The sequence below is a fragment of the Streptomyces sp. ATCC 21386 genome (assembly GCF_018728545.1).
GTDB lineage: Bacteria > Actinomycetota > Actinomycetes > Streptomycetales > Streptomycetaceae > Streptomyces.
In genome coordinates, this window is the sequence record NZ_JAAVVL010000001.1 from 9032927 (window position 1) to 9057355 (window position 24429).

Below are 24429 nucleotides of genomic sequence, written 5' to 3' on the forward strand. Positions count from 1 at the left end.
CCCTGGACAGGTGAGCGGCGGCGATCCGACTCGCCGCCGCGGCCTGCTCAGAAGGTCAGCCCGCCGTCTGCCGGATCGGTGCCGGGGCGGCCGTCCGGCGGCGGGCGGCGAGGCCGAGAGCGGTGGTGGCGACGGCCCCGGCGAGGGCGAATACGCCCAGGGCGTTCGCCAGGGTGCCGACGGCGGCGGTGAGCGCGAGGACCACGAGCGGGCAGACGAACTGGCCGAGGAAGAAGGAGCCCGTCCACAGGCCGGTGCCGCGGCCGCGGTCGGCGTAGTGGAGCTTGGACATGGCGAGAGTGAGCAGGCTCGGCAGCATGATGCCGCTGCCGAGGCAGTTGATCACCGCGCCGGCGGTCAGCACGCCGGGGTTCGGGGCGAGCCAGATCACCGCGAAGCCGAGGGCGCTCAGGCCGAAGGCGGTGGGCAGCCAGGCCTGGGGGCCCCGGTCCACCTTGGCGAAGACGACGGCGCCGATCACGACCGCCGCACTGGAGGCGGCCGTGGCCAATCCGATCACAGCGGAGTTGCTCACGCCCATGTCGTCCAGGAGGAACGCCATCTCGACCTGGACGGCGTAGAAGAGGATGGCGCCGAAGACGGTCAGGGCGCAGGTGCCGGCCAGCGGACGCCACGGGAAGGGCCGCTTGACCGTCGGTTCCGAGGCGGTGGAGGAGGGCTCGTTCGCGCGGTCGGCCGGCCGGGGCCGGGGCAGGAAGGCGGCCATGGCGGGGGCGAGCAGCAGGCTCACGGCGTAGGCCCAGAACGGTGCGCGCCAGCCGGCCGATCCGGCCGCGCCGCCCAGCGCGAAGAAGGCCGTCGCGGAGATAGCGGCGCACATCGTCTGCATCGCGAGGTAGCGGTCGCGTTGCCGACCGGAATAGTAGTCGCCGATCAGCGTGGTGCAGCAGGTCATGATGGCGGCTTCGGCGACCCCGACGAGGGCGCGGCTGGCGACGATGGCGCCGAGGGAGTCCAGCCACAGGGGTGCGGTGCCGAGGATCGCGTACAGCACGGTCGAGACGATGAGGAGACGCTTGCGGCCGAGGCGGTCGACGAGGACTCCGGCGAAGGGGGCCAGCAGCGCCAGGGAGAGGGCGGGGATGGTCAGGGCCATGGGGACGAGCGCGTCGACGCCCGGCACGTCGGCGAAGTGGTCCTGCATCTGTGGCAGGACGGGGGCGATGAGCACGGCGCCCAGGATGGGCAGACAGGCGCCGGCCATCAGCAGCGTGAGGCGAAGCCGGTGGCCGGGGCCGGAGACGGTCTGCTCGGGCCGGTCCTCTGCGGCAGCGTCGGACGGCGGGGAAGGGAGCGAAGGCACGGATGCAGGCATGCGGGAACTCCACGTGGCGGGTCGGGAGGGGAACGGGATGGCGCGGCCGTCATGGACGCGCCGACGGGCCGACGGGCCGCCCGGCATCCGTGGCAGGTCAGGAGCGGGAGCCGATGGCTGCCGGGCGTCGCGGCGGGCAGGCGCGCCGGGCGCCCGCCCGGTTCCGGCAGCGGGGGACGGTGTGGCTACGGCGCCGGGTGGAGACGACTATGGGCCAACGGACAGGCCCTGCCTAGCCCTCGTCCGATCGATATCGAAGATGTGGATCATCCGGTTCCTGGATGCCAGGCGCCGACACGGGCCCCTCTATCGCGACGCGACCGTGGCGATACGGCCGGGCTCGGAAGCGGCCAGCTCCGCTCCCACGCGGGCCGCGGTCTCGCGCAGCCAGATGTGGGCCGCGTCGTGGGTGTGCACCGGGTGCCACCACAGTGCCTCCTGGAGAGGGACAGCCCCGTAGGGCGGTTCCATGAGGCGTACGGCCGCCACGCCGCGCAGCAGCTCGGCCAGGCGCTGCTGTACCAGGGCGATCCGGCGGGTGCCTGCGACCAGGAAGGGCAGCGACTGGAAGCTGTCGACGGAGATCTCCACGTGCGGATCGACACCGAGCATGCTCAGCTGCCGGGCCGCCGGAGCGTCGTAGGCACGCTGGTAGATGACCCAGGGCAGCCGTGCCAGGTCCTCCATGGTCAGCTGGTCGCCGACCTCGTCGTTCGTCTCGGCCACCAGGAAGGCCCAGCGGTCGGTGAACAGGTCGACGGCGGGGAACCCGCTGATGATGCCGCGCGGCATCAGCAGCCCGTCGGCCGTGCTGAGCAGCGGTGCGGTGTCCTCCGTGACGTCGATGGGCGTCCGCTGGAAGCGCAGCCGCACCCCCGGGGCCTCGGCGTGCACGGTCCGGGCGAGTGCGGCGCCGAACACGGCGAGGGCGTAGTCGGAGCTGAGCAGGGTGAACTCGTGCTCCTCGCGGCCCGGGGCGAAGTCTGCCCTGCTGCTGAAGACCCGTTCCAGCAGGTCGCAGGCGGTCGAGGTGCGGTCCAGCAGAGCGCGGCCGAGGGCGGTCAGCTCGTACTGCTTGCCGACGCGCGAGAGCAGGTCGTCGTCGAAGTGGCGGCGCAGGCGGGCCAGGGCCGCGCTCATCGCCGGCTGACTGAGCCCGACGCGCTGCCCGGCGCGGGTGACGTTGCGCTCCTCCAGCAGGGCCCGCAGGGACAGGACGAGATTGAGGTCGAGGCCGGAGAGGGACACGACGCCTCCAGAGCGAGGCCGCTCACGGCGGCATTTACACCACGGATGATCAACATCTAAAGAATCGATTTCCCAGATTACTCGGAGAGGGCCACATTGGTCCCACCGCAATCTGGAGGACATTCCCGTGAAACCCGCAGCCGCTTCCCCAGCCGCTTCCCCGTCCTTCTCCGGACCCTTCGCCCTTGGCATCCTCTCCGCCTCTGACCAGGTGCTTTTCCCCGGTCTCGTGCTCCCCGACGGGCGCGTGCTGGATCTTCGCACGGCCCTCGGAGAACCGGCCCTGACGACCCGGGGGATCTTCGAGCGCTGGGACGAGATGCTCCCCCGCCTGCACGCGCTCGCGGCCGGCGAGACGGTCGACGGGACGGCCGACTGGCAATCGTTGGAGCACCTGCGGGCGCACGCCCCGGTCGAGCCCCGCCAGATCTTCCAGTCCGGCGCCAACTACCGGCAGCACGTGATCGACCTGGAGGTCGCCCACCGCTCCCCCGACGACCCCCGCACGGTCGAGGAGGCGCGCGCGGAGATCGCCGCGATCATGGACCGGCGGGCGGCCGAGGACCTGCCGTACGTGTTCATCGGCCTGCCGAGCACGATCACCGGCCCCTTCGACGACGTCGTGCTCCCGGACTGGGCGCAGCAGCCCGACTGGGAGCTGGAGTTGGCAGCCGTCATCGCCAGGCCCGCCTACCGGGTCTCCGTCGAGGAGGCCCTGGAGTACGTGGCCGGGTACACCATCGCCAACGACCTCACCGACCGCGCCACCGTCTTCCGCCGGGACATGCCCGCCATCGGTACCGACTGGCTGCGCTGCAAGAACGCCCCGGGCTTCACCCCGCTCGGCCCGTGGATCGTGCCCGCCGAGTCGATCGCCGACCCGGGTGACCTGCGGGTCACGCTGAAGCTCAACGGCCGGACCATGCAGGACGAGTCCACGAAGGACATGCTCTTCGGCATCGCACGGCTGGTGTCGTACATCTCGCAGACGGCTCAACTCCTTCCCGGTGACCTGGTGTTGACCGGCAGCCCGGCCGGCAACGGCATGCACTGGGGACGGCTGCTGCAGGGCGGCGACGTCATGGAGGGCTCCGTCACGGGGCTGGGCGCGCAGCGCACCCGCTGCGTCGCCGAGGGGACCGCGTCGTGACGGCCCCGCTCGACCCCACGGACGCCGAGGGCGCGATCGCCGAGGCCGCCAAGCGGTGTTCCAACTGGGGGCGTTGGGGCGAGGACGACGTGCTCGGCACGCTGAACCTCCTCGACGAGGCCAAGCGCCGCGAGGGTGCGGCACTGGTCCGCCGGGGCGCGAGTTTCTCGCTGTCGCAGCGGTTCGACATGAACGGGCCGCAGAAGGGCTGGCGCCGCCGCACCAACCCCGTCCACACCATGCTGGACACGGGAACGGACGCGGCGCTCGGCAACCAGGGCTTCCCGCACGGCATCGGCGGCGCCGACGACGTGATCACGATGCCCTTGCAGTGCTCCACCCAGTGGGACGGGCTCGGGCACATCTTCGACCACGGCAAGGCGTGGAACGGGCGGGCGGCCGAGAAGGTCGTCACCTCCGACGGCGATCTGGTCACCGGCGTCGAGCACATGGCCCCGTACGTCGCCGGACGCGGAGTCCTCCTCGATGTCGGCCGGGTGATCGGCGACGAACGCGGAGAACTGCCGGACGGTTTCGCGATCACCGAGGAACACCTGACCGCGACGGCCGAGGCGCACGGCGTGGCCGTCGGCCGCGGGGACATCGTCGTCGTCCGGACCGGGCGGCTGGCGCGCGCCCGCCGCGAGGGCTGGGGCGACTACGCGGGCGGAGACTCTCCCGGTCTGTCCTTCACCACCGCCGGCTGGCTGCACACGAGCGAGATCGCCGCGATCGCCACCGACACGTGGGGTTTCGAGGTACGGCCGAACGAATTCGACGGCGCCTTCCAGCCGCTGCACCAGGTCGTCATCCCCCACATGGGCCTGCTGATCGGCGAGATGTGGGACCCCGACGCCCTCGCGGACGACTGCGCCCGCGACGGCGTGTACGCGTTCTGGCTCACCGCCGCGCCCCTGCCCATCACCGGAGCCGTCGGCTCCCCCGTCAATCCGATTGCCGTCAAGTAAGCCGCGGAACAAAGGAGTTCCCCATGTCCAGACCCCGCACGGTCCTCGTCATAGGCGGCGGCGCCTCCGGCAACGCCATCACCGTCCTGCTGCGCCGGGCCGGCCTCTTGGTCGACCTGATCGAGGCCAGCCCCGACTGGAACGCCACCACCGGCTCCGGCATCACCCTCCAGGGCAACGCCCTGCGTGTCCTGCGCGAGCTGGGCGTGTGGGAGCAGGTGGAAGCATCCGGTTTCGCCTACGGCTCGCTGGGGGTGACCGCCCCCGACGGCACCCTGCTGTTCGTCAAGGAGGACATCAAGTGCGGCGGTGACGACCTGCCCGCCACCCTCGGCATGCGGCGGCCGCAACTGCAGCAGATTCTCATCGACGCCGTCCGTGCGACCGGTGCCACCGTACGCCTGGGCACCACCGCCGAGACCCTGGAGCAGGACGCCGACGGTGTCTCCGTCCGGTTCAGCGACGGCACCGAGGGCCGCTACGACCTGGTGATCGCCGCCGACGGCCTGAACTCCGCGACCCGCGCCGCGATCGGCATCAGCGACCGTCCCGAGCCCGTCGGCATGGCCATCTGGCGCGCCCCCGCCCCGCGCCCCGAGGGCGTCACCCGCTCGGACCTCACCTTCGGTGGCCCCGCCTACATCGCGGGCTACACCCCCACCGGCGAGAACACCCTCTACGCCTACGTCGTCGAGGCCAACCGGGACCGCAACTCCATCGACCCCGCCACCTACGCGGACGAGATGCGCCGGCTGGCGGAGCAGTACGGCGGTGTCTGGCCCGAGATCACCAAGCACATCACGGACCCCGCGAAGGTCAACTACACGTGGTTCAACCGGCATCTGGTCGAGGGCTCCTGGCACCGCGGCCGGGTCGTCCTGGTCGGTGACGCCGCTCACTGCTGCCCGCCCACCTTCGCCCAGGGCGCGGCGATGTCCTTGGAGGACGCCTCCGTCCTGACGGAACTGCTCACCAGCGGGCGCGACTGGGACGACGCCCTCTTCCAGGCTTACTACGACCGACGCGTCCCGCGCGTGAGGACCGTCGTCGAGGCGTCCGTCCAGCTCTGCCAGTGGCAGCTGGACCAGGTGCACGACGCGGATGTGCCCGGACTGATCGGCCGCACCATGACCGCCCTCAAGGAACTGCCGTGACGGACCACCCGCCGCCGGCCACCGCCGGAAGCCGCCCCCAGCGCGATCCCCGCCCCTCGTCGAGCAAGGAGGCGCGCACTCCTCCGACCGTCGACGTACACGCGCACGTCCTGATCCCCGAGGTCGATGCCCTGGTGGCCGGCCTGCCGGGCCTGGCGGAGGCCAGGGCCCTCGACGCCCGCCGCAACGGGCCCGCGGCTCTCGCCGTCAGCGGCCCCATGGTCGCCGAGCGCATCCCGAGGCTGACGGACGTCGCCGTACGACTGGCCTCGATGGACGCGCAGGGCGTGGACGTCCAGCTGGTCAGCCCGTCGCCCTCGCACTACCACTACTGGGCGGACGAGGAGACGGCCGAGAAGCTGTGCCTGCTCGCGAACGAGGCGACGGCCGCCCACTGCGCGCAGGCACCCGGTCGACTGCACGGTCTGGGTCTCGTTCCCCTCCAGCACCCGGAGTCGGCGGTGCGCGCGCTCGAACTCGCCATGGGCATGGGCCTGTCGGGTGTCGAGATCTCCTCGCACACGCCGGGCCGGGAACTGTCCGACCCGGCGTACGAACCCTTCTGGAGCCGGGCCGAGGAGACGGGCGCGATCCTCTTCCTGCACCCCTTCGGCTGCACGCTCGACGAACGTCTCGACCAGTGGTACCTGTCCAACACCGTCGGTCAGCCCACCGAGAACGCCGTCGCCCTCTCGCACCTGATCTTCTCCGGGGTGCTGGACCGGCACCCGGAGCTGAAGGTGATCGCCGCGCACGGGGGCGGCTATCTGCCCACCCACATCGGCCGCTCCGACCACGCCTGGTCGACCCGCTCCGACGCGGGCGCGGGCTGCGCCCACCTGCCCAGCAGCTACCTCAAGCGCCTGTACTTCGACTCCCTGGTCCACGACCCGCAGGTCCTGCGGGCGCTGATCGGCGCGGTCGGCGCCGACCGGGTGCTGCTCGGCTCCGACTTCCCCTTCGACATGGGCACCGAGGACCCCGTCGGCGCGCTGCGCGCCGCACGCCTGCCCGACGACGACTTCCACGCCGTGCGCGGTGGCAACGCGACAACGCTGCTGCGCCTCACCTGACCCCCACGCAGGAGGAAAACCCACCATGAGCGCACGCCTGCTCACCCATCTGCGGCACGTCGACCTCGCCGTGCCCGACTACGACAAGCAGCTCGACTTCTACGCCGGCGTCTGGGGCCTGACCAAGGTCGCCGAGGACTCCGGTATCTCCTTCCTCGCCGCCGAGGGCAGCCCCGAGCAGTACGTGGTGCGGCTGCGCAAGGCCGAGGAGAAGCGCCTCGACCTCGTCTCGTACGGCGCCGCGAGCGCGGCGGACGTGGACGCCCTCGCCGAGCAACTCCTGGCGGGAGGTGTGCAGTTGGTCTCCCAGCCGGGCAAGATCGACACACCCGGTGGCGGCTACGGCTTCCGCTTCTTCGACGTCGACGGCCGCACCATCGAAGTGTCCGCCGATGTGGACGTCCGGCAGCACCGCAAGATCGAGGAGAAGGAGTCGATCCCGGTCAAGCTGTCGCACGTCGTGCTGAACTCGCCGGACCTGGACAGGACCCGCGAGTGGTACGAGACCCACCTCGGCTTCCGCCACTCCGACACGCTCAGCTCGCCGTACGTCGGTGACGTCATGCATTTCATGCGGATCTCCAACCAGCACCACTCCATGGCCATCGCCAAGGGCCCGCACACCTCCCTGCACCACGTCTCCTTCGAGATGCGCGGCATCGACGAGTACATGCGCGGCTCCGGCCGCGTGATCCGCGCCGGCTTCAAGAAGGTCTGGGGCCCGGGCCGGCACATGGCGGGCGACAACACCTTCACGTACTTCCTGGACCCGCACGGCAACACCGTCGAGTACACGACGGAGTTGGAGCTGCTGGACGAGGACACCTGGCACCCCCACGTCTACGACTTCTCCCAGCCCGAGGTCACCGACCAGTGGGGCACGGCGAACCCGATGAACGAGCTGATCGCCAAGGAGTCGTTCAACGACGTCGACCGCGGCGTGTTCGTCGCCCCGCCGGTCTGATCCTCCTCGAACCCCGGGGACGCGGTGGCCCTGTCACCGCCCTGACGCCCTTGCCGCGTCCCCGGCTCCCACCGCTGTCGCACACCGCCGGAGCCTGGAGCCGTGCATGCGTTTCGCCACCTATGAACACCGACACCAGCGCCGGGTCGCCGTCGTGGAGGAGGACGGCACCCTTCACCCCGTTCCCGGGGCGCGCTCGCTCACGGAACTGCTCAGCCGCGGCGACGGACTCGACTCGCTCCTGCGCGCCGGCGCCGCCACGCTGGACGTCCCACCGGGCCCCCACGTGTCCGAGGTACTACTGCTGCCTCCGCTTCAGCCGCCCACCGTGCGGGACTTCGTCACCTTCGAGGAACACGTCGAAGGAGTAAGGCGATCCGTCGACGGCGTCGGCGGGGTGCCCGAAGCCTGGTACGACGCCCCGACGTTCTACTTCACCAACCCGTACGCCGTCATCGGCGCCCACGACGACGTCCCGGTGCCGCCGGGCAGCGAGGTCCTCGACTTCGAGCTGGAGGTCGCCGCCGTCATCGGCCGGGAGGGGCACGACCTGACTCCCGAGCAGGCAAGGGACCACATCATCGGCTACACGGTCTTCAACGACTGGTCGGCCCGTGACCTGCAGTCCCGCGAGATGCAGGTCCGCCTCGGCCCGTGCAAGGGCAAGGACACGGCCGCCACCCTCGGCCCGTACCTGGTCACCGCCGACGAGCTGGAGCCGTACCGCGACACCGACGGTTTTCTGCGCCTGGCGCTGACCGCCTCGGTGAACGGCGAGGTCGTCGGCAAGGACCTGCTGTCCAACATGAGCTGGACCTTCGAGGAGATGGTCGCCTACGCCTCGCGGGGCACCGTCGTCCGCCCCGGCGACGTGCTCGGCTCCGGCACCTGCGGCAACGGCGGCTGCCTCGCCGAGCTGTGGGGCGTCCGGGGCGAACAGTCCCCGCCCCCGCTGAAGCCGGGCGACACCGTCGCCCTCACCGTGGAGGGCATCGGCACCGTCTCCAACACCGTGGTCGCGGGCGGGGATCCGCAGCCGCTGCCGACCGCCCGCCGCCGCTCCCGGGAGCGGCCGTGAACGACCCGCGTCCCGGGAGACTCCTCGGCAAGGTCGTCGTCGTCACCGGCGCCGCACGCGGCCAGGGCGCCGCCGAGGCCGAGGCCCTGACCCGCGAGGGCGCCCGCGTCATCGCCACCGACGTGACCGGGGCCCCCGGCTGCCGCCGCCTCGACGTCACCGACCAGGAGCACTGGGCGGAGCTGGCCGCCGAACTGCGGGAGTCGTACGGCCAGGTGCACGGCCTGGTCAACAACGCGGGCATCACCTGGCGCGCCCGCCTCGACGAAGTGACCCCCGACGACTTCGCCCGGGTCCACGCCGTCAACGTCACCGGCCCGCTCCTTGCCGTCCAGCACCTCACGCCCCTCATGCCGCCCGGCTCGTCCATCGTCAACGTCGGCTCCACCGCCGCGCTCACCGGCCACTACCCGGTCGCCTACACGACCAGCAAATGGGCACTGCGCGGCCTGTCGAAGACCGCGGCCACGGAGCTCGGCCCGCGCGGCATCCGGGTCAACACGATCCACCCCGGCTTCATCGAGACCGAGATGACCGCCTCCGCCTCCCCCGCCTTCCGCGAGGCGAACATCCGCGAGACCCCGCTCGGCCGGACCGGCACGGTGGACGAGATCACCCCGCTCGTGGTCTTCCTCCTGTCCGACGAGTCCTCCTTCATCACCGGCGCCGAGATCCCGGTCGACGGCGGACTCGCCGTGCACGGCGGCGTGAAGTCCATCTCGGACGCCGTACGCATCCATCAGGCGTAGAAAGGCCCTCTCACTCATGGACAAGGTCTGTTCGAGCGCCGCCGAGGCAGTCGCCGACATCACCGACGGCGCGTCTGTGGCCGTCGGCGGCTTCGGCCTCAGCGGTGTCCCCGAAGTGGTGATCCGGGCCCTGCACGAGCAGGGCACCAGCGGCCTGCGGGTCGTGTCGAACAACTGCGGCGTGGACGGCCGGGGACTGGGCGTGCTGCTCGGCGCCGGCCGGATCGCCCGCGTGACGGGCAGTTACGTCGGCGAGAACAAGGAGTTCGCCCGCCAGTACCTGTCGGGCGAACTGGAGGTGGAACTGGTGCCGCAGGGCACCCTGGCCGAACGGCTGCGCGCCGGCGGCGCGGGCATACCCGCGTTCTACACCCCGGCCGGTGTGGGCACCGAGGTCGCGAACGGCGGTCTGCCGTGGAGGTACGCGGCGGACGGCTCGGTCGCCGTGGCGTCCCCGCCCAAGGAGACACGCGACTTCCACGGCCGGCCGCATGTCCTGGAGCACGCCGTCACCACCGACTTCGCCCTCGTCCGGGCCTGGCGGGGGGACCGGCACGGCAACCTGGTCTTCCGCCGCGCCGCGGCCAACTTCAACCCGCTCGCGGCGATGGCCGGCCGGATCACGATCGCCGAGGTCGAAGAGCTCGTGGAACCGGGCGAGTTGAGCCCCGACGCCGTTCACGTCCCCGGCGTCTTCGTCCAGCGGATCGTGGAGCTCACCCCCGCTCAGGCCGCCGACAAGCAGATCGAGAAGAGGACGGTACGAGCATGAGCGCCACGATGGACACGCCCCGGGGCTGGACCCGCGACCAGATGGCCGCCCGCGCCGCCGCCGAACTCACCGACGGCTCCTACGTCAACCTCGGCATCGGCCTGCCCACCCTCATCCCCGGCCATCTCCCGCCCGGCGTGCAGGTGGTGCTGCACTCCGAGAACGGCATCCTGGGCACCGGCCGCTATCCGACCGCCGACGAGGTCGACCCGGATCTCATCAACGCGGGCAAGGAGACCGTCACCGTCCTGCCCGGTGCCTCCTTCTTCGACTCGGCCCTGTCCTTCGGCATGATCCGCGGCGGTCACATCGACACCGCGGTGCTGGGCGCGATGCAGGTGTCGGAACGCGGTGACCTGGCCAACTGGATGATCCCCGGAAAGATGGTCAAGGGCATGGGCGGGGCGATGGACCTGGTCCACGGCGCCCGCCGCGTCATCGTCCTGATGGAGCACACCGCCAAGGACGGCAGCCCGAAGATCCTGACCGAGTGCACCCTGCCGCTCACCGGCGAAGGGTGCGTCCACCGTGTCATCACCGACCTGGGTGTCCTCGACGTCACACCCGACGGCCTCGCCGTCGTCGAGACCGCACCCGGCATCACCCTCGACGAGATCACCGCGAAGACAGCCGCGCCGCTACGGACCGACGCCGTCACCGCGACCTGCTGACGCAGCCGTCCACGCCCCCTCGCAGGTCGACGCTCAGGGGCGCAGTGCTCGGCCCCGTCGGCCGCCGCCAAGCGGGCGCTCCTGTGCGGAGCGACGGCATTCAAGGCCCGCTGAGTTCCGGTGTGATGCGCCCTGCGCAGGGGTGTCCCGGCCGTTTCGCTGTTGGAGCGGGCCCCGATCGGGGTCGGGCGGATGTTCCCGAGCGGCCACCATCGCCTCACGGAACGCAGGCTGATCTCAGAGCAATCGCGTCCGAACCGTTGACGCGCCGACCGGATCGCGCCTCATAATCGGGCACCTCGATGTCATCGCTGACATAAGTCAACGCTGACATCTCGTCGGCTGCGTGGACGTCGCCGTCGGCCAGTTGCCACTTTCGATCCGCCCGCGCCAGAGCCGTACACACCGGCGCGCGGACGGCCGCGGGACAAGGAGTCACCATGAGCTCTGCACGCGTATCCCGGCATGCCCGCATGCGCCTGATGGCGGCGATGGTGACCGTCTGCGCCCTGTCGGCGACCCCCCTCGCGCCCGCGGCGGTCGCGGCCGACACCCCGCCGTACACCGAGCCCCACAGACCCCAGTTCCACTTCACCCCGGAGAAGAACTGGATGAACGACCCCAACGGCCTCGTGTACCACCAGGGCGAGTACCACCTCTTCTACCAGTACAACCCGAACGGCAACTCCTGGGGCGACATGTCCTGGGGGCACGCGGTGAGCAAGGACCTCGTGCACTGGGAGGAGTTGCCGCTCGCCCTGTCGCACGACGACGAGGAGATGGTGTTCTCCGGCAGCGCGGTCGTCGACGTGAACAACACCACCGGCTTCGGCACGAAGAACAACCCGCCCATGGTCGCGATCTACACCAGCGCCTACAAGGACGGCGGCAAGCAGGCCCAGTCGCTCGCCTACAGCACCGACCGCGGCCGCACCTGGACCAAGTACCAGGGCAACCCCGTCATCGACATCGGTTCCAGGAACTTCCGCGACCCGAAGGTCCAGTGGTACGCGCCCACCCAGAGCTGGCTCATGACGGTCTCGCTCTCCGAAGAGCACAAGGTGCAGTTCTACTCCTCGAAGAACCTCAAGGACTGGAGCCTGCTCAGCGAGTTCGGGCCGACCGGCGCGGCGGGCGGCGTGTGGGAGTGCCCCGACCTGTTCCCCCTCGCCGTCGACGGCGACCCGGGCAACATCAAGTGGGTCCTGGTCGTGAACCTCAACCCCGGCGGCGTCGCGGGCGGTTCGGGCTCGCAGTACTTCATCGGCGACTTCGACGGCAAGAAGTTCACCGCCGAGGACAAGGGCACCTACACCCCGCCCACGGGCACGGTGGTGCAGGACTTCGAGGGCACCGACTTCGGTACGTGGACCACCACCGGCAGCGCGTTCGGCCGGGCGCCGGCAGCCGGGGCGGTGAACGGGCAGCAGCCGGTCACCGGCTTCGACGGCACGGGCCTCGCCAACAGTTTCCACGGCGGTGACGGCACCACCGGCACCCTCACCTCGCCCTCCTTCACGGTCGACAGCCCCTACCTGAACTTCAAGATCGGCGGGGGCCGGCATCCGCACAAGGACGGAACGGTCCTGGAGCAGACCCCGCCCGAGGGCACGGTCCTCGCCGACTTCGAGGGCGGCACCTACGGCGACTGGACGGCGACCGGGAACGCCTTCGGCACCGCACCGGCCGCCGGCACCCTTCCCGGCCAGCAACAGGTCTCCGGTTTCCTGGGCGGCGGGCTGGTCAACACCTTCCTGAACGGGGACTCCACCACGGGCACCCTCACGTCGCCCGAGTTCACCCTCGACAAGAAGTACGTCAACCTCCTCGTCGGCGGCGGCCACCACCCGGCCGGCTCGGCCAACCCCACCGCCGTCGAACTCCTCGTGGACGGCCAGGTCGTCCGCAGCGCCACCGGGAAGGACGCAGAAGCGCTCGACTGGGCGACCTGGGACGTCGGCGACCTCGCCGGGAAGAAGGCGCGGATCAGGATCGTCGACGACAACACCGGCGGCTGGGGCCACCTCAACGTCGACCACATCGTGCTCTCCGACACCACCGCACCGCGCGTCTCCGCCGAGACATCCGTCAACCTGATCGTCGACGGCAAGGTCGTCCGCACCGCCACCGGCACCGACAGCGAGACCCTGGACTGGGCCTCGTTCGACCTGCGCCCCTACGCCGGCAAGCAGGCGCGGATCCAGGTCGTCGACATGAACACCGGCGGCTGGGGCCACATCCTGGCCGACCGGTTCACCGCCGCGGACGAGCCGGCCAAGTCGGTTCTGCAGCGGGCCGACTGGACCGACCACGGCCAGGACTACTACGCGGCCGTGTCCTGGGAGCACGCGCCGGGCGGCAAGCGCTACATGATCGGCTGGATGGACAACTGGGACTACGCCGGCGCCGTCCCCACCACCCCCTGGCGCGGCGTGCAGAGCGTCCCCCGGGAGATGGCCCTGCGCACGATCGACGGCAGGATCCGACTGACCAGCAAGCCGGTGGGCACCTTGGAGTCCCTGCGGGACAGGCGCCTGGTGGCGGCGTCCGGCGTCACCGTCAAGAACACCTCCAGGCGCCTGCCCAGCCGCACGGCCGCGGGCAGGGCGCTCGACATCGAGGCCACGTTCTCCCTCAAGGACGCCGACCGCTTCGGCCTGAAGGTCCGCACGGGCGCGAACGGCGAGGAAACCGTCATCGGGTACGACGCCACGACCCAGGAGCTGTACGTCGACCGCTCCCGTTCCGGCGCCGTGGACTTCCACAACCTGTTCTCCACCGGCCTGCGGACCGCGCCCCTGAAGCCCGAGAACGGCAAGGTCAAGCTGCGCATCCTGGTCGACTGGTCCTCCGTCGAGGTCTTCGGCGGCAGCGGCGAGGCCGTGATCACCGACCAGATCTTCCCCGACCCGTCCAGCACCGGCATGGAGGTCTTCGCCGAGGGCGGCACCGCCACCCTCGACCAGCTGCGGACGTGGCAGCTGGGGTCCATCTGGAGGTGACGGGGCGTGAGTTCACGCCCCGGGAAGGCAGGAATTGGGTTGCGGCTCGACTGTGTCCACGACATGCCACGACACCGAACACCCGGGGCATGGTTCCGAACACGACGGCGGACGCGAGGGTTTCGCCCGTGCGTCAGTTTTTCCGGCGGCGCCTCTGTGCGAAGGGGCCGTGGCGATCGTGCTCCCGCCATTCCTCGTCCTGGGGGTCACGGTCCTCGCCGTCGGCGTTGTCTCCGGGGGTCGCGATGCGTTCCCCCCTGTTGACCTTGGCCAGCAACGAGGCGAGGGGATCAGGGGGACCGTCGCTGAAACGAGCGGAGGCGCGCTCGGGCGGTGACCCCGGCTCTCCCCCGTCGTGACTCGACCGTGCCGTACCGCTCATGAGCAGCCCCCTCCGACTCGATGAGATGCACTGAGGTCTTTCCCTGACCCCTCGCGGGTAACCCGATGTCGCTCCTGCCCGTGCTCCGCGGCCGAGTGGGTCAGGCGGTGGGAGGGCCGGTCAAGGCGGTGATCAGCTGGTGGGCTCGGGTTCGTTCGAGCAGGAGGGACTCGGTCAGGGGGCCCGTGCCGGGGTCCGGTACGGAGCCGTCCGTGGAGGCGGTCGGGCCCGTTGCGGTCGCGGTGGAGGGCGGGGCCGTCGTCAGGTAGTGGCCGAGGGGGCGGGGATCCGGGAGCAGGGGGACGCTGTTGTCGGTCAGGGCCCTGTGGACCGTCGCGTAGTCCAGGCCCAGCCGGGTCAGGCGGTCGCCGCCCGTGTAGCGGAGGTCGGGCGTGGGGGCGTTCTCGCCCGCGAGGTGCGGGTGGCGGAGGGCGACCTCGTGCGTGGCCAGGATCGCTAGGAGGACGTGTTCCGTACCGACCGCTTCGGCGCCCAGCCGGTGTGCCTGCTCGTAGGTCTCCAGGCCGACCCAACGGGTGGGGCGCGACGCCCAGTTGATCCCGGAGCGCTTGACCAGCCACCGCTTCCAGAAGGGCAGGTGGCGGTAGTGGTCACGGCCGAGGAGCCGGTCGCGGGTGGCGTGCAGGAGCGGGGTCAGGCCGTCCGTCGCGCAGGCGGCCGTCCCGTCGAGGCGGGCCCGTACGGCCTGGGGGGTGATACCGCAGGCGCCCAGCAGCTCCACCGCGCGGTTCTCCTCGTCCAGCAGGGCCCGCAACAGATGCGGTGCGCCGAACTTCGCCGCGCCCTCCCGCTCGGCGTGGCCCATCGCAGCCGTCAGCGCCCTGGCCGCGGCGCCGGTAAAGCGATCGCTCCGGTCGACGCTCTCGCCCAGCACCTCCCGCGCGTCGACGTTCGCCTCCGCGTCGTCGGAGGCCCGCCACCCTGCGGTCCGGTCCGTCCGCACGACGTCCGGATCCGTCCCCACGGCATCCCGGTCCCTCCGCTGCCGCAACACCGCCAGCAGGGCCGTCTTCGTCGCCCCCTCGCTCGCGAGTGCCTCGCGCGCGGCACCCTTGGACGTGGTGATGCCGGCGAGCAGGTGCTCGGTGCCCAGAGGGCCCCCGGCGCCCGCCTGGGCACCTCGGGCCGCCCCCAGGATGCCCACGGTGTTCCAGTCGGCCTCTCTCATCGCCGCCGCCGCGCCACCGGCCGCTCCCCCGCCACCGGCCGCCCCCGTGCCGTCGGCAGCTCCCGCGCCGCCAACCGCTCCCATACCGCCGTCCCTCTTCTCGCTGGTCATGGGGCCAGCCTCGCCGAGCGGGGGCGCCGGCCGCATCGCCCCCGAGAGGGACCTCGGCGGGTCTCGGCATGCCTCTCTGGTTGCATACGGCGCGGCCGGAGGTGGACCTCTGGCGACGGGGGCGCCCCGGCCTGCACCCCGCCATCACAATCCAGCCACACCCCCTCCAAAAAACCGCAGGCGTACGGGATGATTCAGCCTTCAACTGCACCATCGTGGGGGGACCATGAGCCACGACATCACGCCACCGCCCATGCCGGGCTTCGGGCCGCCGATGCCGCCGCAGCCGCCGAAGCCGCCGTCCGGGAACCGGACGAACCTGATCATCGTCGGGTGTGCCGTCGCCGTCGTCGCCAGTGTCATCGGCACGGGCATCGTGGTGACCGACGACGGCGACGCGTCGGCCTCGCCCGCGCCGACGGTCACCGTGACGAAGACGGTCGCGGCGCAGGACGCGGACACCACCGGCGACGACAGCGGGGACGACAGCGGGGAGGGGACCGAGGAGTCCTCCGACGCGAGCGACACCGCGACCGACGACGACGGGGTCTTCGCCCTCGACGACGAGGTGATCTACGACAGCGACGTCGAGGTCGCGCTCTCCGGGTTCAAGCGCGGGGTGTCCAGCGACTACGCGGTGCCCGAGAGCACGCCGTACGTCAAGTTCAACATCAAGATCACCAACGGGTCCGACGCCACGGTCGACGCCAACGAGATGACCGTGAACTGCGCCTACGGCGACCAGGGCAAGGAGGGCGAGGCGATCTATGACGACGGCCTGAACGGTCTCCCCGACACCCGCATCCTCGCCGGACGCTCCCTCACCGTTCCGTGGGCCTGTGAGCTGCCCAAGAGCGAAACGTTCCTCCAGGTCGAGGTCTCTCCCGACTACGACTCCGAGGAAGCGATCTTCACCGGCGACGTGAAGAAGTGAGGGACGGGCACACTTGAAGGCAGTGCGTACGGTGCGTGCAACACGCGCGGTGCGTCGTTGGGCACCCCCGGGAAGGATCAGATGTTCATCATCTTCGGCACCAAGGGATACCTGTACCAGCTCGCGATACTGACTCTGGTGTGCGGACAGTGCGGCAACCCCGCCGCGCACACGCTCAGGAAGCGGGTCACGAAGTTCACGCTGTTCTTCGTGCCACTCGTCCCGATCTCGACGAAGTACCAGACGCAGTGCACGTTCTGCGGCGCCGAGCAGAAGGTCAGCGCCGAGCAGGCCGAACGGCTCCAGGAGCAGAGCGCCGGCTCGCACGGCGGCCAGTCGTACGGCCAGCCGCAGCAGCAGCCGTACCAGTCCTGAGAACGGGCAGGAGCGCATCGGGCTGGAGGAAACCGGCCCGAAGGAACCCGGCGTGAGAGCGGTCGGGGAAGAATCAGCCTGAAGGAACCGGCGTGTACGGCAGCGCCGTGTCCTTCCGGTGGCACGCCCTCCCCGCCCGCGCGGGATACTGGCCCCATGCGGTTGCGAGGCCGGGGCTGTGTCGTCACCGGGCTGGTGTCGGTACTGGTGGCTCTGCCCGGCTGTGCGGGTGGCGACCGCGAGGGTGGTCCGGCTCCCACGGCGCCGCCGCAGACATCGCGGACGTCGGAGGCAGCGGAGGCAGCGGAGGCATCCCCCACCCCGCCCCCCGTGAACCCGGTCTCGATCCCCGGCCTGATCGCCCGCCCGCACACCGGCTCCGACCTGCGTCTGGGCGCCGTACTGGCCCGTACCGCCGCGTACACCAGCCACGCGGTGACCTACGAGGCCGACGGTCTGACCATCTCGGGGATCATGAACATCCCCGAGGGCGAGGGGCCCTTCCCGGCGCTGGTACTGGCGCACGGGTACATCGACCCCGCCGTGTACACGACCGGGCGCGGGCTGGCCCGGGAACAGGATCTGCTGGCCCGCGAGGGCTACGTCGTCCTGCACACCGACTACCGCAACCACGCCGGTTCCGACGACGACCCCGACAACGACGTGAACCTCCGCCTCGGCTACACCGAGGACGTCATCGGCGCCGCCCTCGCGCTGCGCGACTCCGGGCGTCCCGAGATCGACACCGACCGGCTCGGTCTGCTGGGGCGGTCGATGGGCGGCGGTGTCGTCTACAACACGCTGGTGGTCGCCCCGGGGCTGTTCGACGCGGCCGTGGTCTTCGCCCCGGTGAGCTCCCGCCCCGCCGAGAACATCGACCACTTCCAGCGCCCCGGCGACGACCCGATCGTGGCGGAGATCGAGGCCGCGCACGGCACCCCGGCGTCGAACCCCGCCTTCTGGCGCGAGGTCTCGCCCCTCACCTACGTCGACCGCGTCACCGAACCCCTCCTCATCCACCACGGCACTGCGGACGACACCTGCCCGCTCGCCTGGTCGGAACGGACCCGCGCCGAGTTCGCGGCGGCCGGCAAGGACGTACGGCTGATCAAGTACAGCGGCGAGGGCCACACGTTCGGCCCGCAGTGGCCCGCCTCGATGCGCCGCACGGTGGCCTTCTTCGACGAACACCTCCGCTGACCACGGCGATGTCACAGATTCCAGGGCCCGACGCACCTATCCAGTGGTCCACCCTCGGGTGAGAAGCGCTGTCCGGTACGACCGAGTAGAGCGCGCCTGGCCGTGAGGGTGGCTGCCGGGTTCGCGCGAGCGCCCGGGGGCGCGGGATCAGGACGCGTGTGTCGGTCGTGTCAGCCCCGCTTGCTCGTTCCGGCCCGCCGTCCACAACCCCAGTGTCATCGCCACCGACGCCGCCGCCATCGCTGTCATCGCCGTTCCCGGTGACGTCAGTTGGGCCACCGCGCCTGCCAGGGCCGCGCTCAGACCCTGCAGGGTGAGCATGCCCGCCGAGTGCAAGCCCAGGGCGTGGCCGGTGAGTTCGGGCGGGGTCAGGGTCAGGAGGTGGTGTTGCTGGACCAGGCTCGCGCCGAAGCCGACGGAGGCGAGGGTGGCGCAGGCCGCCGCGACCGGGGTCGGGGGGTGGAGGGCGAAGAGGAGGTACGGGGTCGCCAGGAGCAGGAGCAGGGGTGCGGCCAGGCGGTCGCGTACCCGGGGTGGGAGCAGGCGGCCGACCGTCACGTCACCGATCAGCATGCCCAGCGCCGCGCAGGCGAAGAGGAGGCCCGCTCGGTCGGGGGCGTACGCGACGAACAGGGACTCGCAGCCGACGACCAGGCCGTTGGGGATCCACAGGCCCAGGTAGAGGCGGCGGCGTGGGGCCGACGACCACAGGAGGGCGTTCGTGCGCCAGGTAACGGTCACGGACGGGCGGCCGGCGGCGCGCGGCGTGTGGTGTGTCAGGCCCAGGGCCGCACAGAGGGCCGCCGCCGCGTACAGGGCCGCCGCCACCAGCAGCGTGACCTCCGGGGACAGCCACACCACCAGGGCGCCGCCGGTCGCGTACCCGGCGATCTGGGTGAGTCCGTGCAGCATGTTGAAGACCGAACGGCCGAGCAGATAGCCGTCCTTCGGCAGGATCTCGTTCAGCAGGCCCCAGCGGACCCCACCGCCCAGGGAGGCGACCAGGCCCTGCGCCGCGATGACCGCGAAGACCGTCCACAGAGGCAGGGCGGGGAGGGCGAGTGCCGCCGTGCTCGCCGCGAAGAGTACGGCCAGACCCGCCAGCGTCGCCCTCGGCGGCAGGCGGTCCGCCGCCGAGAGCAGGGTCGTCGCGCCGATCACCTGGGCCAGGGACGGGCCGAACATGCTGAGGGCGGACAGCAGGGGGGAGCCGGTCGCCGCGTAGACGGAGGTACCGAGGGCCAGACCGCCGATCGTGGAGGCGGCGACCTGCAGGGCGGAGGAGACGAAGAGAGGGGTGAACTCCCTTGTGCGGAAGAGGGCTTGGTAGCTGCGCATGGACAGGACCCTGCGGTCCCGCCCCGGTCCCGCCGTAATGTTTCGCGCACACGCGAAAGCTCCGCCGGAGCCGGGAACACGACGGAAACGGACAGGACAGGACGGAGGTGTCCGCATGGGCTTGTGGCAGGTCAACGCCGACACCCTCGCCGGCAGCCGGTTCGTCGTCTCGCCGCTCGCGGAGACCTTCGCGAGCCTGAAGATGCTGCACGCCGGGACGGGCACGCATCCCGGGGAGCGGGCCTGGCTGCGGGCCCATCTCCCGGCGTACCGGGTGGCGTTGGCCGGGGACCCGCTCACCGCCCTGCTCGTCCGCGCCGGGCTCGGCCAGGAGTGGATCGCCGACTTCCTCACGCCCGCCCCGCGCGAGGGCGAGACCTTCGCCACCGAGGTCGCCCGGGTCCGGGGCGCCGACCCGGCCGCCGCCCGCGCCCACCTCACCCTCTCCCTGCGCGGCCCCCTGCCCGCCGCCCTGCACCGGGACGACCTGCCCGGCCGCGCGGCCGACCTCCTCACCCACGTGTGGGAGGAGACCGTACGGCCGTACTGGGAGCGGCGGCGGCGCGTGCTGGAGGCCGATGTGCTCGCCCGGACCGCCCGGTTGGGGCAGGCCGGCTGGGCGGCCGTGCTGGACGCGCTGCGGCCGGGGATGCGGTGGCTCGGCGAGAACCGTCTCCAGGTCAATCTGCACGAGTACCCGCCGCGCGAGATCTCCGGGGCACGGCTGGTCTTCGTGCCGGTCACGCCGCAGCGCACGGGGTGGGTGGCGTGGGAGGAGCACGAGCGGTACGCCGTCGTCTACCCGTGCTCGGGCGTCCTCGCCGACGACGGCGGGACCACTGCCGTGCCCGCCGCTCTCGGCGCCCTGCTCGGCGAGAGCCGCGCCCGGGTCCTCGTCGTCCTCGACTCCCCCATGAGCACCACCCAGCTCTGCGCCCTCACCGGTCAGGGTCTCGGCTCCGTGGGCCGTCATCTGAGGGTGCTGCTGGACGCCGGGCTCGTACGGCGCGGGCGGGCCGGCCGTTCGGTGCTGTACGCGCGGACGGCGGAGGGAGAGGTGCTCCTCCGGGCGGGCCGGGGGGCGTGAACCCGATCGGAAGGGGCGCGCGGTACCGGAGATAGCATCCGTTTATGACTACTGACAACGCCACCCCCTCCGTCCTGGACGTGGAGATCGACGCCCTCAAGGGCGGCCCCGCGGACCTCGCGCAGTACGCCGGTCAGGCCGTCCTCGTCGTGAACGTGGCCTCCAAGTGCGGTCTCACCCCCCAGTACACGGGCCTCGAAGCGCTCCAGGCCCGCTACGCCGCGCAGGGCTTCACCGTGCTCGGCGTGCCGTGCAACCAGTTCCTCGGGCAGGAGCCCGGCTCGGCCGAGGAGATCGCGGAGTTCTGCTCGGCGACGTACGGCGTCACGTTCCCGATGACCGAGAAGGTCGAGGTCAACGGAGAGGGCCGGCACGCCCTGTACGAGCGGCTCGTAGACCACGCGGACGCCGAGGGCCACTCCGGCGACATCCGCTGGAACTTCGAGAAGTTCCTGATCGGCCGCGACGGCTCGGTCGTCGCGCGCTTCTCGCCGCAGACCGAGCCCGAGTCGGCGGAACTGGTCGCCGCCGTGGAGAAGGCCATCGGCTGACGTCCGCGGACGACCGTGGACCTCTGACGCCCACGGGACGCCTTTGACCTTGCCCCTGGGGCAAGGGGCACCGTCGCTCTCGCCGGGCGGAGGGCGCCCGGTGACGGAGGATGCCCCCTGTGACCCGCTTGGACATGGACGACCTGCTCACCATCGGTGCCTTCGCCGGCCGCGCACGACTGTCGGCGAAGGCACTGCGGCTGTACGACCGGTTGGGGCTGCTGCCGCCGGCGTACGTCGACGAGGTGAACGGCTACCGGTACTACCGGGCCGAACAGGTCGAACGTGCCCGGCTGGTGGCCCTGCTGCGGCAGCTCGACATGCCGCTCGCGCGGATCGCCGAGATCGTGGGCCTCGTCGAGCGGGACGGGACGCGGGCGGCCGACCGGCTGGCCGCGTACTGGGCCGGGGCCGAGGAGCGGTTCGCGTCCCAGCGGACCCTCGTCGCCTACCTCCGTGGACGGTTGTCGGGAACGGAGTCAGGCATGGAAGAGACGTACGGGATGTTCGCGGTCGAAACGGTCGACATCGCGCCCCAGGTGGTGCTGACCCAGTCGCGGCACACCCTCGCGGACGAACTGCCCGCGTGGATCGGGGCGTCGCTCGGACGGCTGGAGGAGGGCGCGGTGGCCTGCGGCGGAGTCACCGGGGCGCCGTTCGTCGTGTACCACTCCGAGGTGTCGATGGAGAGCGACGGGCCCGCGGAGTCGTGTGTGCCGGTGGCCGACGAGGGTGCCGCACGGGCCTGGGCCGCCGAACACGGGCGGGCCTGGGAGACCGGCGTGCGCGTGGAGCCGGCGGCGCGGCTCGCGTACACCCGGATCAGCAAGGCCCAGGTGGCCCATCCACAGATCCTCGCGGCGTTCGAGGCGGTCGAGCGGTGGATCGCCGCGCGGGGGCTGCGGGTCACCGGCCCGTGCCGTGAGATCTACTTCGCGGACTGGGACGCGGCGGGCCCCGAGGACCCGGTGTGCGACGTGGCGTTCCCGGTCGCATTCTGAGCCGTGTAGGAGCCGTGTGGTACCGGTACGGCCGTAGGGAAACCCCTACGGCCGTACCGGATCGCCCGGGTCCTGTCGGCCAACTGTCAGCGGGTGATTAGCGTCTACCCCGGTGCAGGATGCAGGGGCGCCCGAGCACACGGACGCCCGAGCGCACGGATACAGCAGCACATGGACGACACCCGCCCGCACGAGTCGAAAAGGAACGGACGAGCCGCAGTGGCCTTTGCCGAGCTGACCCCACGACGACCCGTCTCGCGTGCCGACGGGCCGTCGCCGTCACCGTCGCGCGAGCCGTGGCGGCAACGCCATCGCGTGCCCCTCACGGCCGCCCTGTGCGCCCTGCCGCTGTACTTCGTGTGGTGGGCGGTCTTCGCGACCGGCGGCGGCGATCTGGCGGCCCAGGTGGCGTGGGCGGAGTTCGCGAAGACGTACCCGGACTCCGCGGTCAACCTGTTCTGGTACGGGGGGCTGCACGCGGCCAACTACAGCGTGCTCTCGCCGTATCTGATGGCGGCGCTCGGCGTCGTCCCGGTCACGCTGCTCTCGGGGCTCTCCGCGTCCTGGCTGGCCGGCGAGGTCGTCACCCGGACGGGCGTACGGGCGCCGGTCCCGGTCGCGCTGGCGGCGACGTTCTCGCTGTGGTGCCAGGTGGTGTCGGGGCGCTCCACGTTCATGCTGGGCACGGCCTTCGCGATGGGCGCCCTGGTGGCGGTGGTGAGCGGGCGTACCGGGCGGCACATCGCCGTGGCGGCGGTGTGCGCGACGCTGTCCACGCTGGGGAGCCCCGTCTCCGGGCTGTTCCTCCTCGTGGTCGGTGCCGCGTACCTGTTGTGCCGTGAGTGGGGCCGGGCGGCGGCGCTGCTCGTGCCGCCGGTGACCGTCGTCGCCGTGACCACGCTGCTGTTCCCCTTCGAGGGCGAGCAGCCCATGGCCTTCAGCCGGATATGGCCACCGGTCGTGCTGTGCGCGGCGGTGGTGCTGGTCGCGCCGAGCGCCTGGCGGGTACTCCGCCTGAGCGCCGCGATCTACGCGTTCGGCGTGGTCCTCTGCTACCTGATCCCCACCCCCATCGGCACCAACGTCGAACGCCTCCTGGAACTGGCGGGCCCGGCGGCGGCTCTCGCGATCTGCCTCTACCGGGGCGAGGCCCGTACGGCCGACGACGGCCGCCTGCCCCTGTCCTGGTTCACGCCACGGCGGCGCGTCGTGGCCGGTGCGGTGGCCCTGGTGCTGTCCGTGACCTGGCTGACGGGCAAGACGACCGCCGACATCGTCAAGAACACCAAGGTGCCCGAGTGGGCCGTGAAGACCGACGGTGTGGTGAAGGAGCTGAAGCGGCTGGGCGCGTGGAAGACCCGCGTCGAGGTGGTACCGGCCCGCGACCACCGCGAGGCCGCCATCCTCGCGCCGTACATCAACATGGCGCGCGGCTGGAACCGGCAGGCCGACGTCGAACGCGGACGCCTCTTCTACGAGGGCCACGGCGGGACCGAGGTGCCCGAGGGGGCGTTCACCCCGGCCGCGTACAAGGCGTGGCTGTCGCAGTGGGCCGTCGGTTTCGTCGTCCTCGTCAACGGTGAGCCGGACGGGCCCGCCGAGCTCGAACACGCGCTGGTGAGCAGCGGGCCGGACTATCTGGAGCCGGTCTGGCAGGACGCCAACTGGAAGATCTACCGGGTGAAGAACGCGACGCCGCTCGTCGACAGGCCGGCCACCGTCGTCAGCGCCGACGGGGCCAACCTCGTGGTGCGCATGCCGCGGGCGGGCGAGGTCACCGTCCGTGTCGCCTACTCGCCGTGGCTCTGGGCCGACAACGGCTGTCTCACCGCCGACCGCGGGTCCGACGGCGACCTCACCGAGTTCACCCGCCTCACGGTCCACGAGGCGGGCGACGTACGCATCAGCTCCCAGTACGGGGGGCCGTCCCGGGCCACGACGCTGGAGTGCGAGAAGGAAGCGGACGAGAAGGCGGGGGTGGGGGACGGGGAGCGGTAGCCCCGCCCCGGTGCCTGGCTTCCGGCTCCTTCGGTCCCGGCGTCGTTCGGGTGCGGGTGCGTCGTGGCTGAACGACCAGGCCCTGCGGGCCTGGTCGT

The 24429-nt window shown here is 71.5% G+C and carries 21 protein-coding genes; 17 read left to right on the forward strand and 4 right to left on the reverse strand.

From position 1 onward, the window contains the following. Positions 1-55 precede the first annotated feature (55 nt). Together GWK25_RS38620 and GWK25_RS38625 are read right to left on the reverse strand one after the other, a co-directional pair. Positions 56-1336 carry an MFS transporter gene (locus tag GWK25_RS38620; RefSeq protein WP_215456157.1) on the reverse strand — a complete coding sequence of 427 codons (1281 nt, stop codon included), beginning with the start codon at positions 1334-1336 and terminating at the stop codon, positions 56-58. 306 nt (positions 1337-1642) lie between these two features. Then, positions 1643-2584, reverse strand: coding sequence for a LysR family transcriptional regulator (locus GWK25_RS38625; protein ID WP_215456161.1), 942 nt, complete (start codon positions 2582-2584; stop codon positions 1643-1645). Between the two features lie 121 nt (positions 2585-2705). Between GWK25_RS38625 and GWK25_RS38630 the strand changes: the two genes are divergently transcribed. The 10 genes from GWK25_RS38630 (at position 2706) to GWK25_RS38675 (ending at position 14165) form a co-directional block, all read left to right on the forward strand. Further along, positions 2706-3734 (forward strand): fumarylacetoacetate hydrolase family protein, encoded by a 1029-nt coding sequence (locus GWK25_RS38630; RefSeq protein ID WP_374200715.1) that lies wholly within the window; start codon positions 2706-2708, stop codon positions 3732-3734. Next, complete coding sequence (locus GWK25_RS38635) at positions 3731-4702, forward strand: cyclase family protein (RefSeq protein ID WP_215456166.1); 972 nt, start codon at positions 3731-3733, stop codon at positions 4700-4702. The genes GWK25_RS38630 and GWK25_RS38635 overlap by 4 nt, the downstream gene beginning before the upstream one ends. Positions 4703-4725: 23 nt before the next feature. Next, on the forward strand, positions 4726-5856 hold the full coding sequence (locus GWK25_RS38640) for an FAD-dependent oxidoreductase (protein WP_215456168.1): 1131 nt from the start codon (positions 4726-4728) through the stop codon (positions 5854-5856). Next, positions 5853-6929: an amidohydrolase family protein gene (locus tag GWK25_RS38645; protein WP_215456169.1), complete on the forward strand. Its 1077-nt coding sequence runs from the start codon at positions 5853-5855 to the stop codon at positions 6927-6929. Before GWK25_RS38640 ends, GWK25_RS38645 begins: the two co-directional genes overlap by 4 nt. 25 nt (positions 6930-6954) lie before the next feature. Continuing rightward, a complete protein-coding gene (locus GWK25_RS38650) occupies positions 6955-7893 on the forward strand; it encodes a VOC family protein (RefSeq protein WP_215456170.1) in 939 nt (312 codons plus the stop codon). Positions 7894-7999: 106 nt separating this feature from the next. Then, positions 8000-8971: a fumarylacetoacetate hydrolase family protein gene (locus tag GWK25_RS38655; protein WP_215456171.1), complete on the forward strand. Its 972-nt coding sequence runs from the start codon at positions 8000-8002 to the stop codon at positions 8969-8971. After that, on the forward strand, positions 8968-9720 hold the full coding sequence (locus GWK25_RS38660) for an SDR family NAD(P)-dependent oxidoreductase (RefSeq protein ID WP_215456172.1): 753 nt from the start codon (positions 8968-8970) through the stop codon (positions 9718-9720). The genes GWK25_RS38655 and GWK25_RS38660 overlap by 4 nt, the downstream gene beginning before the upstream one ends. A 16-nt stretch (positions 9721-9736) precedes the next feature. Beyond that, positions 9737-10492, forward strand: coding sequence for a CoA transferase subunit A (locus GWK25_RS38665; protein ID WP_215456173.1), 756 nt, complete (start codon positions 9737-9739; stop codon positions 10490-10492). Next, complete coding sequence (locus GWK25_RS38670; protein ID WP_286014575.1) at positions 10489-11163, forward strand: CoA transferase subunit B; 675 nt, start codon at positions 10489-10491, stop codon at positions 11161-11163. Before GWK25_RS38665 ends, GWK25_RS38670 begins: the two co-directional genes overlap by 4 nt. Positions 11164-11603: 440 nt before the next feature. Next, on the forward strand, positions 11604-14165 hold the full coding sequence (locus GWK25_RS38675; protein ID WP_215456174.1) for a GH32 C-terminal domain-containing protein: 2562 nt from the start codon (positions 11604-11606) through the stop codon (positions 14163-14165). Positions 14166-14647: 482 nt separating this feature from the next. Here GWK25_RS38675 and GWK25_RS38680 read toward each other — a convergent pair whose 3' ends face one another. Further along, positions 14648-15847 (reverse strand): Clp protease N-terminal domain-containing protein, encoded by a 1200-nt coding sequence (locus GWK25_RS38680; protein WP_251829228.1) that lies wholly within the window; start codon positions 15845-15847, stop codon positions 14648-14650. Positions 15848-16073: 226 nt separating this feature from the next. Between GWK25_RS38680 and GWK25_RS38685 the strand changes: the two genes are divergently transcribed. The 3 genes from GWK25_RS38685 to GWK25_RS38695 all read left to right on the forward strand — a co-directional run bounded on the left by GWK25_RS38685 (position 16074) and on the right by GWK25_RS38695 (position 18356). Further along, complete coding sequence (locus GWK25_RS38685) at positions 16074-16781, forward strand: hypothetical protein (protein WP_215456175.1); 708 nt, start codon at positions 16074-16076, stop codon at positions 16779-16781. 81 nt (positions 16782-16862) lie between these two features. Further along, complete coding sequence (locus GWK25_RS38690) at positions 16863-17156, forward strand: zinc-ribbon domain-containing protein (RefSeq protein WP_215456176.1); 294 nt, start codon at positions 16863-16865, stop codon at positions 17154-17156. A gap of 156 nt (positions 17157-17312) precedes the next feature. Beyond that, positions 17313-18356, forward strand: coding sequence for a S9 family peptidase (locus tag GWK25_RS38695; protein WP_215456177.1), 1044 nt, complete (start codon positions 17313-17315; stop codon positions 18354-18356). 147 nt (positions 18357-18503) lie between these two features. Here the strand turns inward: GWK25_RS38695 and GWK25_RS38700 are convergent, their stop codons facing one another. After that, the gene (locus GWK25_RS38700; RefSeq protein WP_215456178.1) at positions 18504-19694 is read right to left on the reverse strand and encodes an MFS transporter; all 1191 of its coding nucleotides are present in this window, start codon (positions 19692-19694) and stop codon (positions 18504-18506) included. 115 nt (positions 19695-19809) lie between these two features. Between GWK25_RS38700 and GWK25_RS38705 the strand changes: the two genes are divergently transcribed. From GWK25_RS38705 to GWK25_RS38720, 4 genes are all read left to right on the forward strand, one after another. After that, the gene (locus GWK25_RS38705) at positions 19810-20781 is read left to right on the forward strand and encodes a helix-turn-helix domain-containing protein (protein WP_215456179.1); all 972 of its coding nucleotides are present in this window, start codon (positions 19810-19812) and stop codon (positions 20779-20781) included. Between the two features lie 44 nt (positions 20782-20825). Continuing rightward, entirely contained in the window at positions 20826-21332 is a 507-nt protein-coding gene (locus tag GWK25_RS38710; RefSeq protein WP_251829229.1) for a glutathione peroxidase, read from the forward strand. Positions 21333-21466: 134 nt separating this feature from the next. Continuing rightward, positions 21467-22333, forward strand: a complete 867-nt coding sequence (locus GWK25_RS38715) for a MerR family transcriptional regulator (protein WP_251830665.1) — start codon at positions 21467-21469, stop codon at positions 22331-22333. A gap of 315 nt (positions 22334-22648) precedes the next feature. Next, entirely contained in the window at positions 22649-24331 is a 1683-nt protein-coding gene (locus GWK25_RS38720; protein ID WP_215456181.1) for a hypothetical protein, read from the forward strand. Positions 24332-24429: the final 98 nt, after the last annotated feature.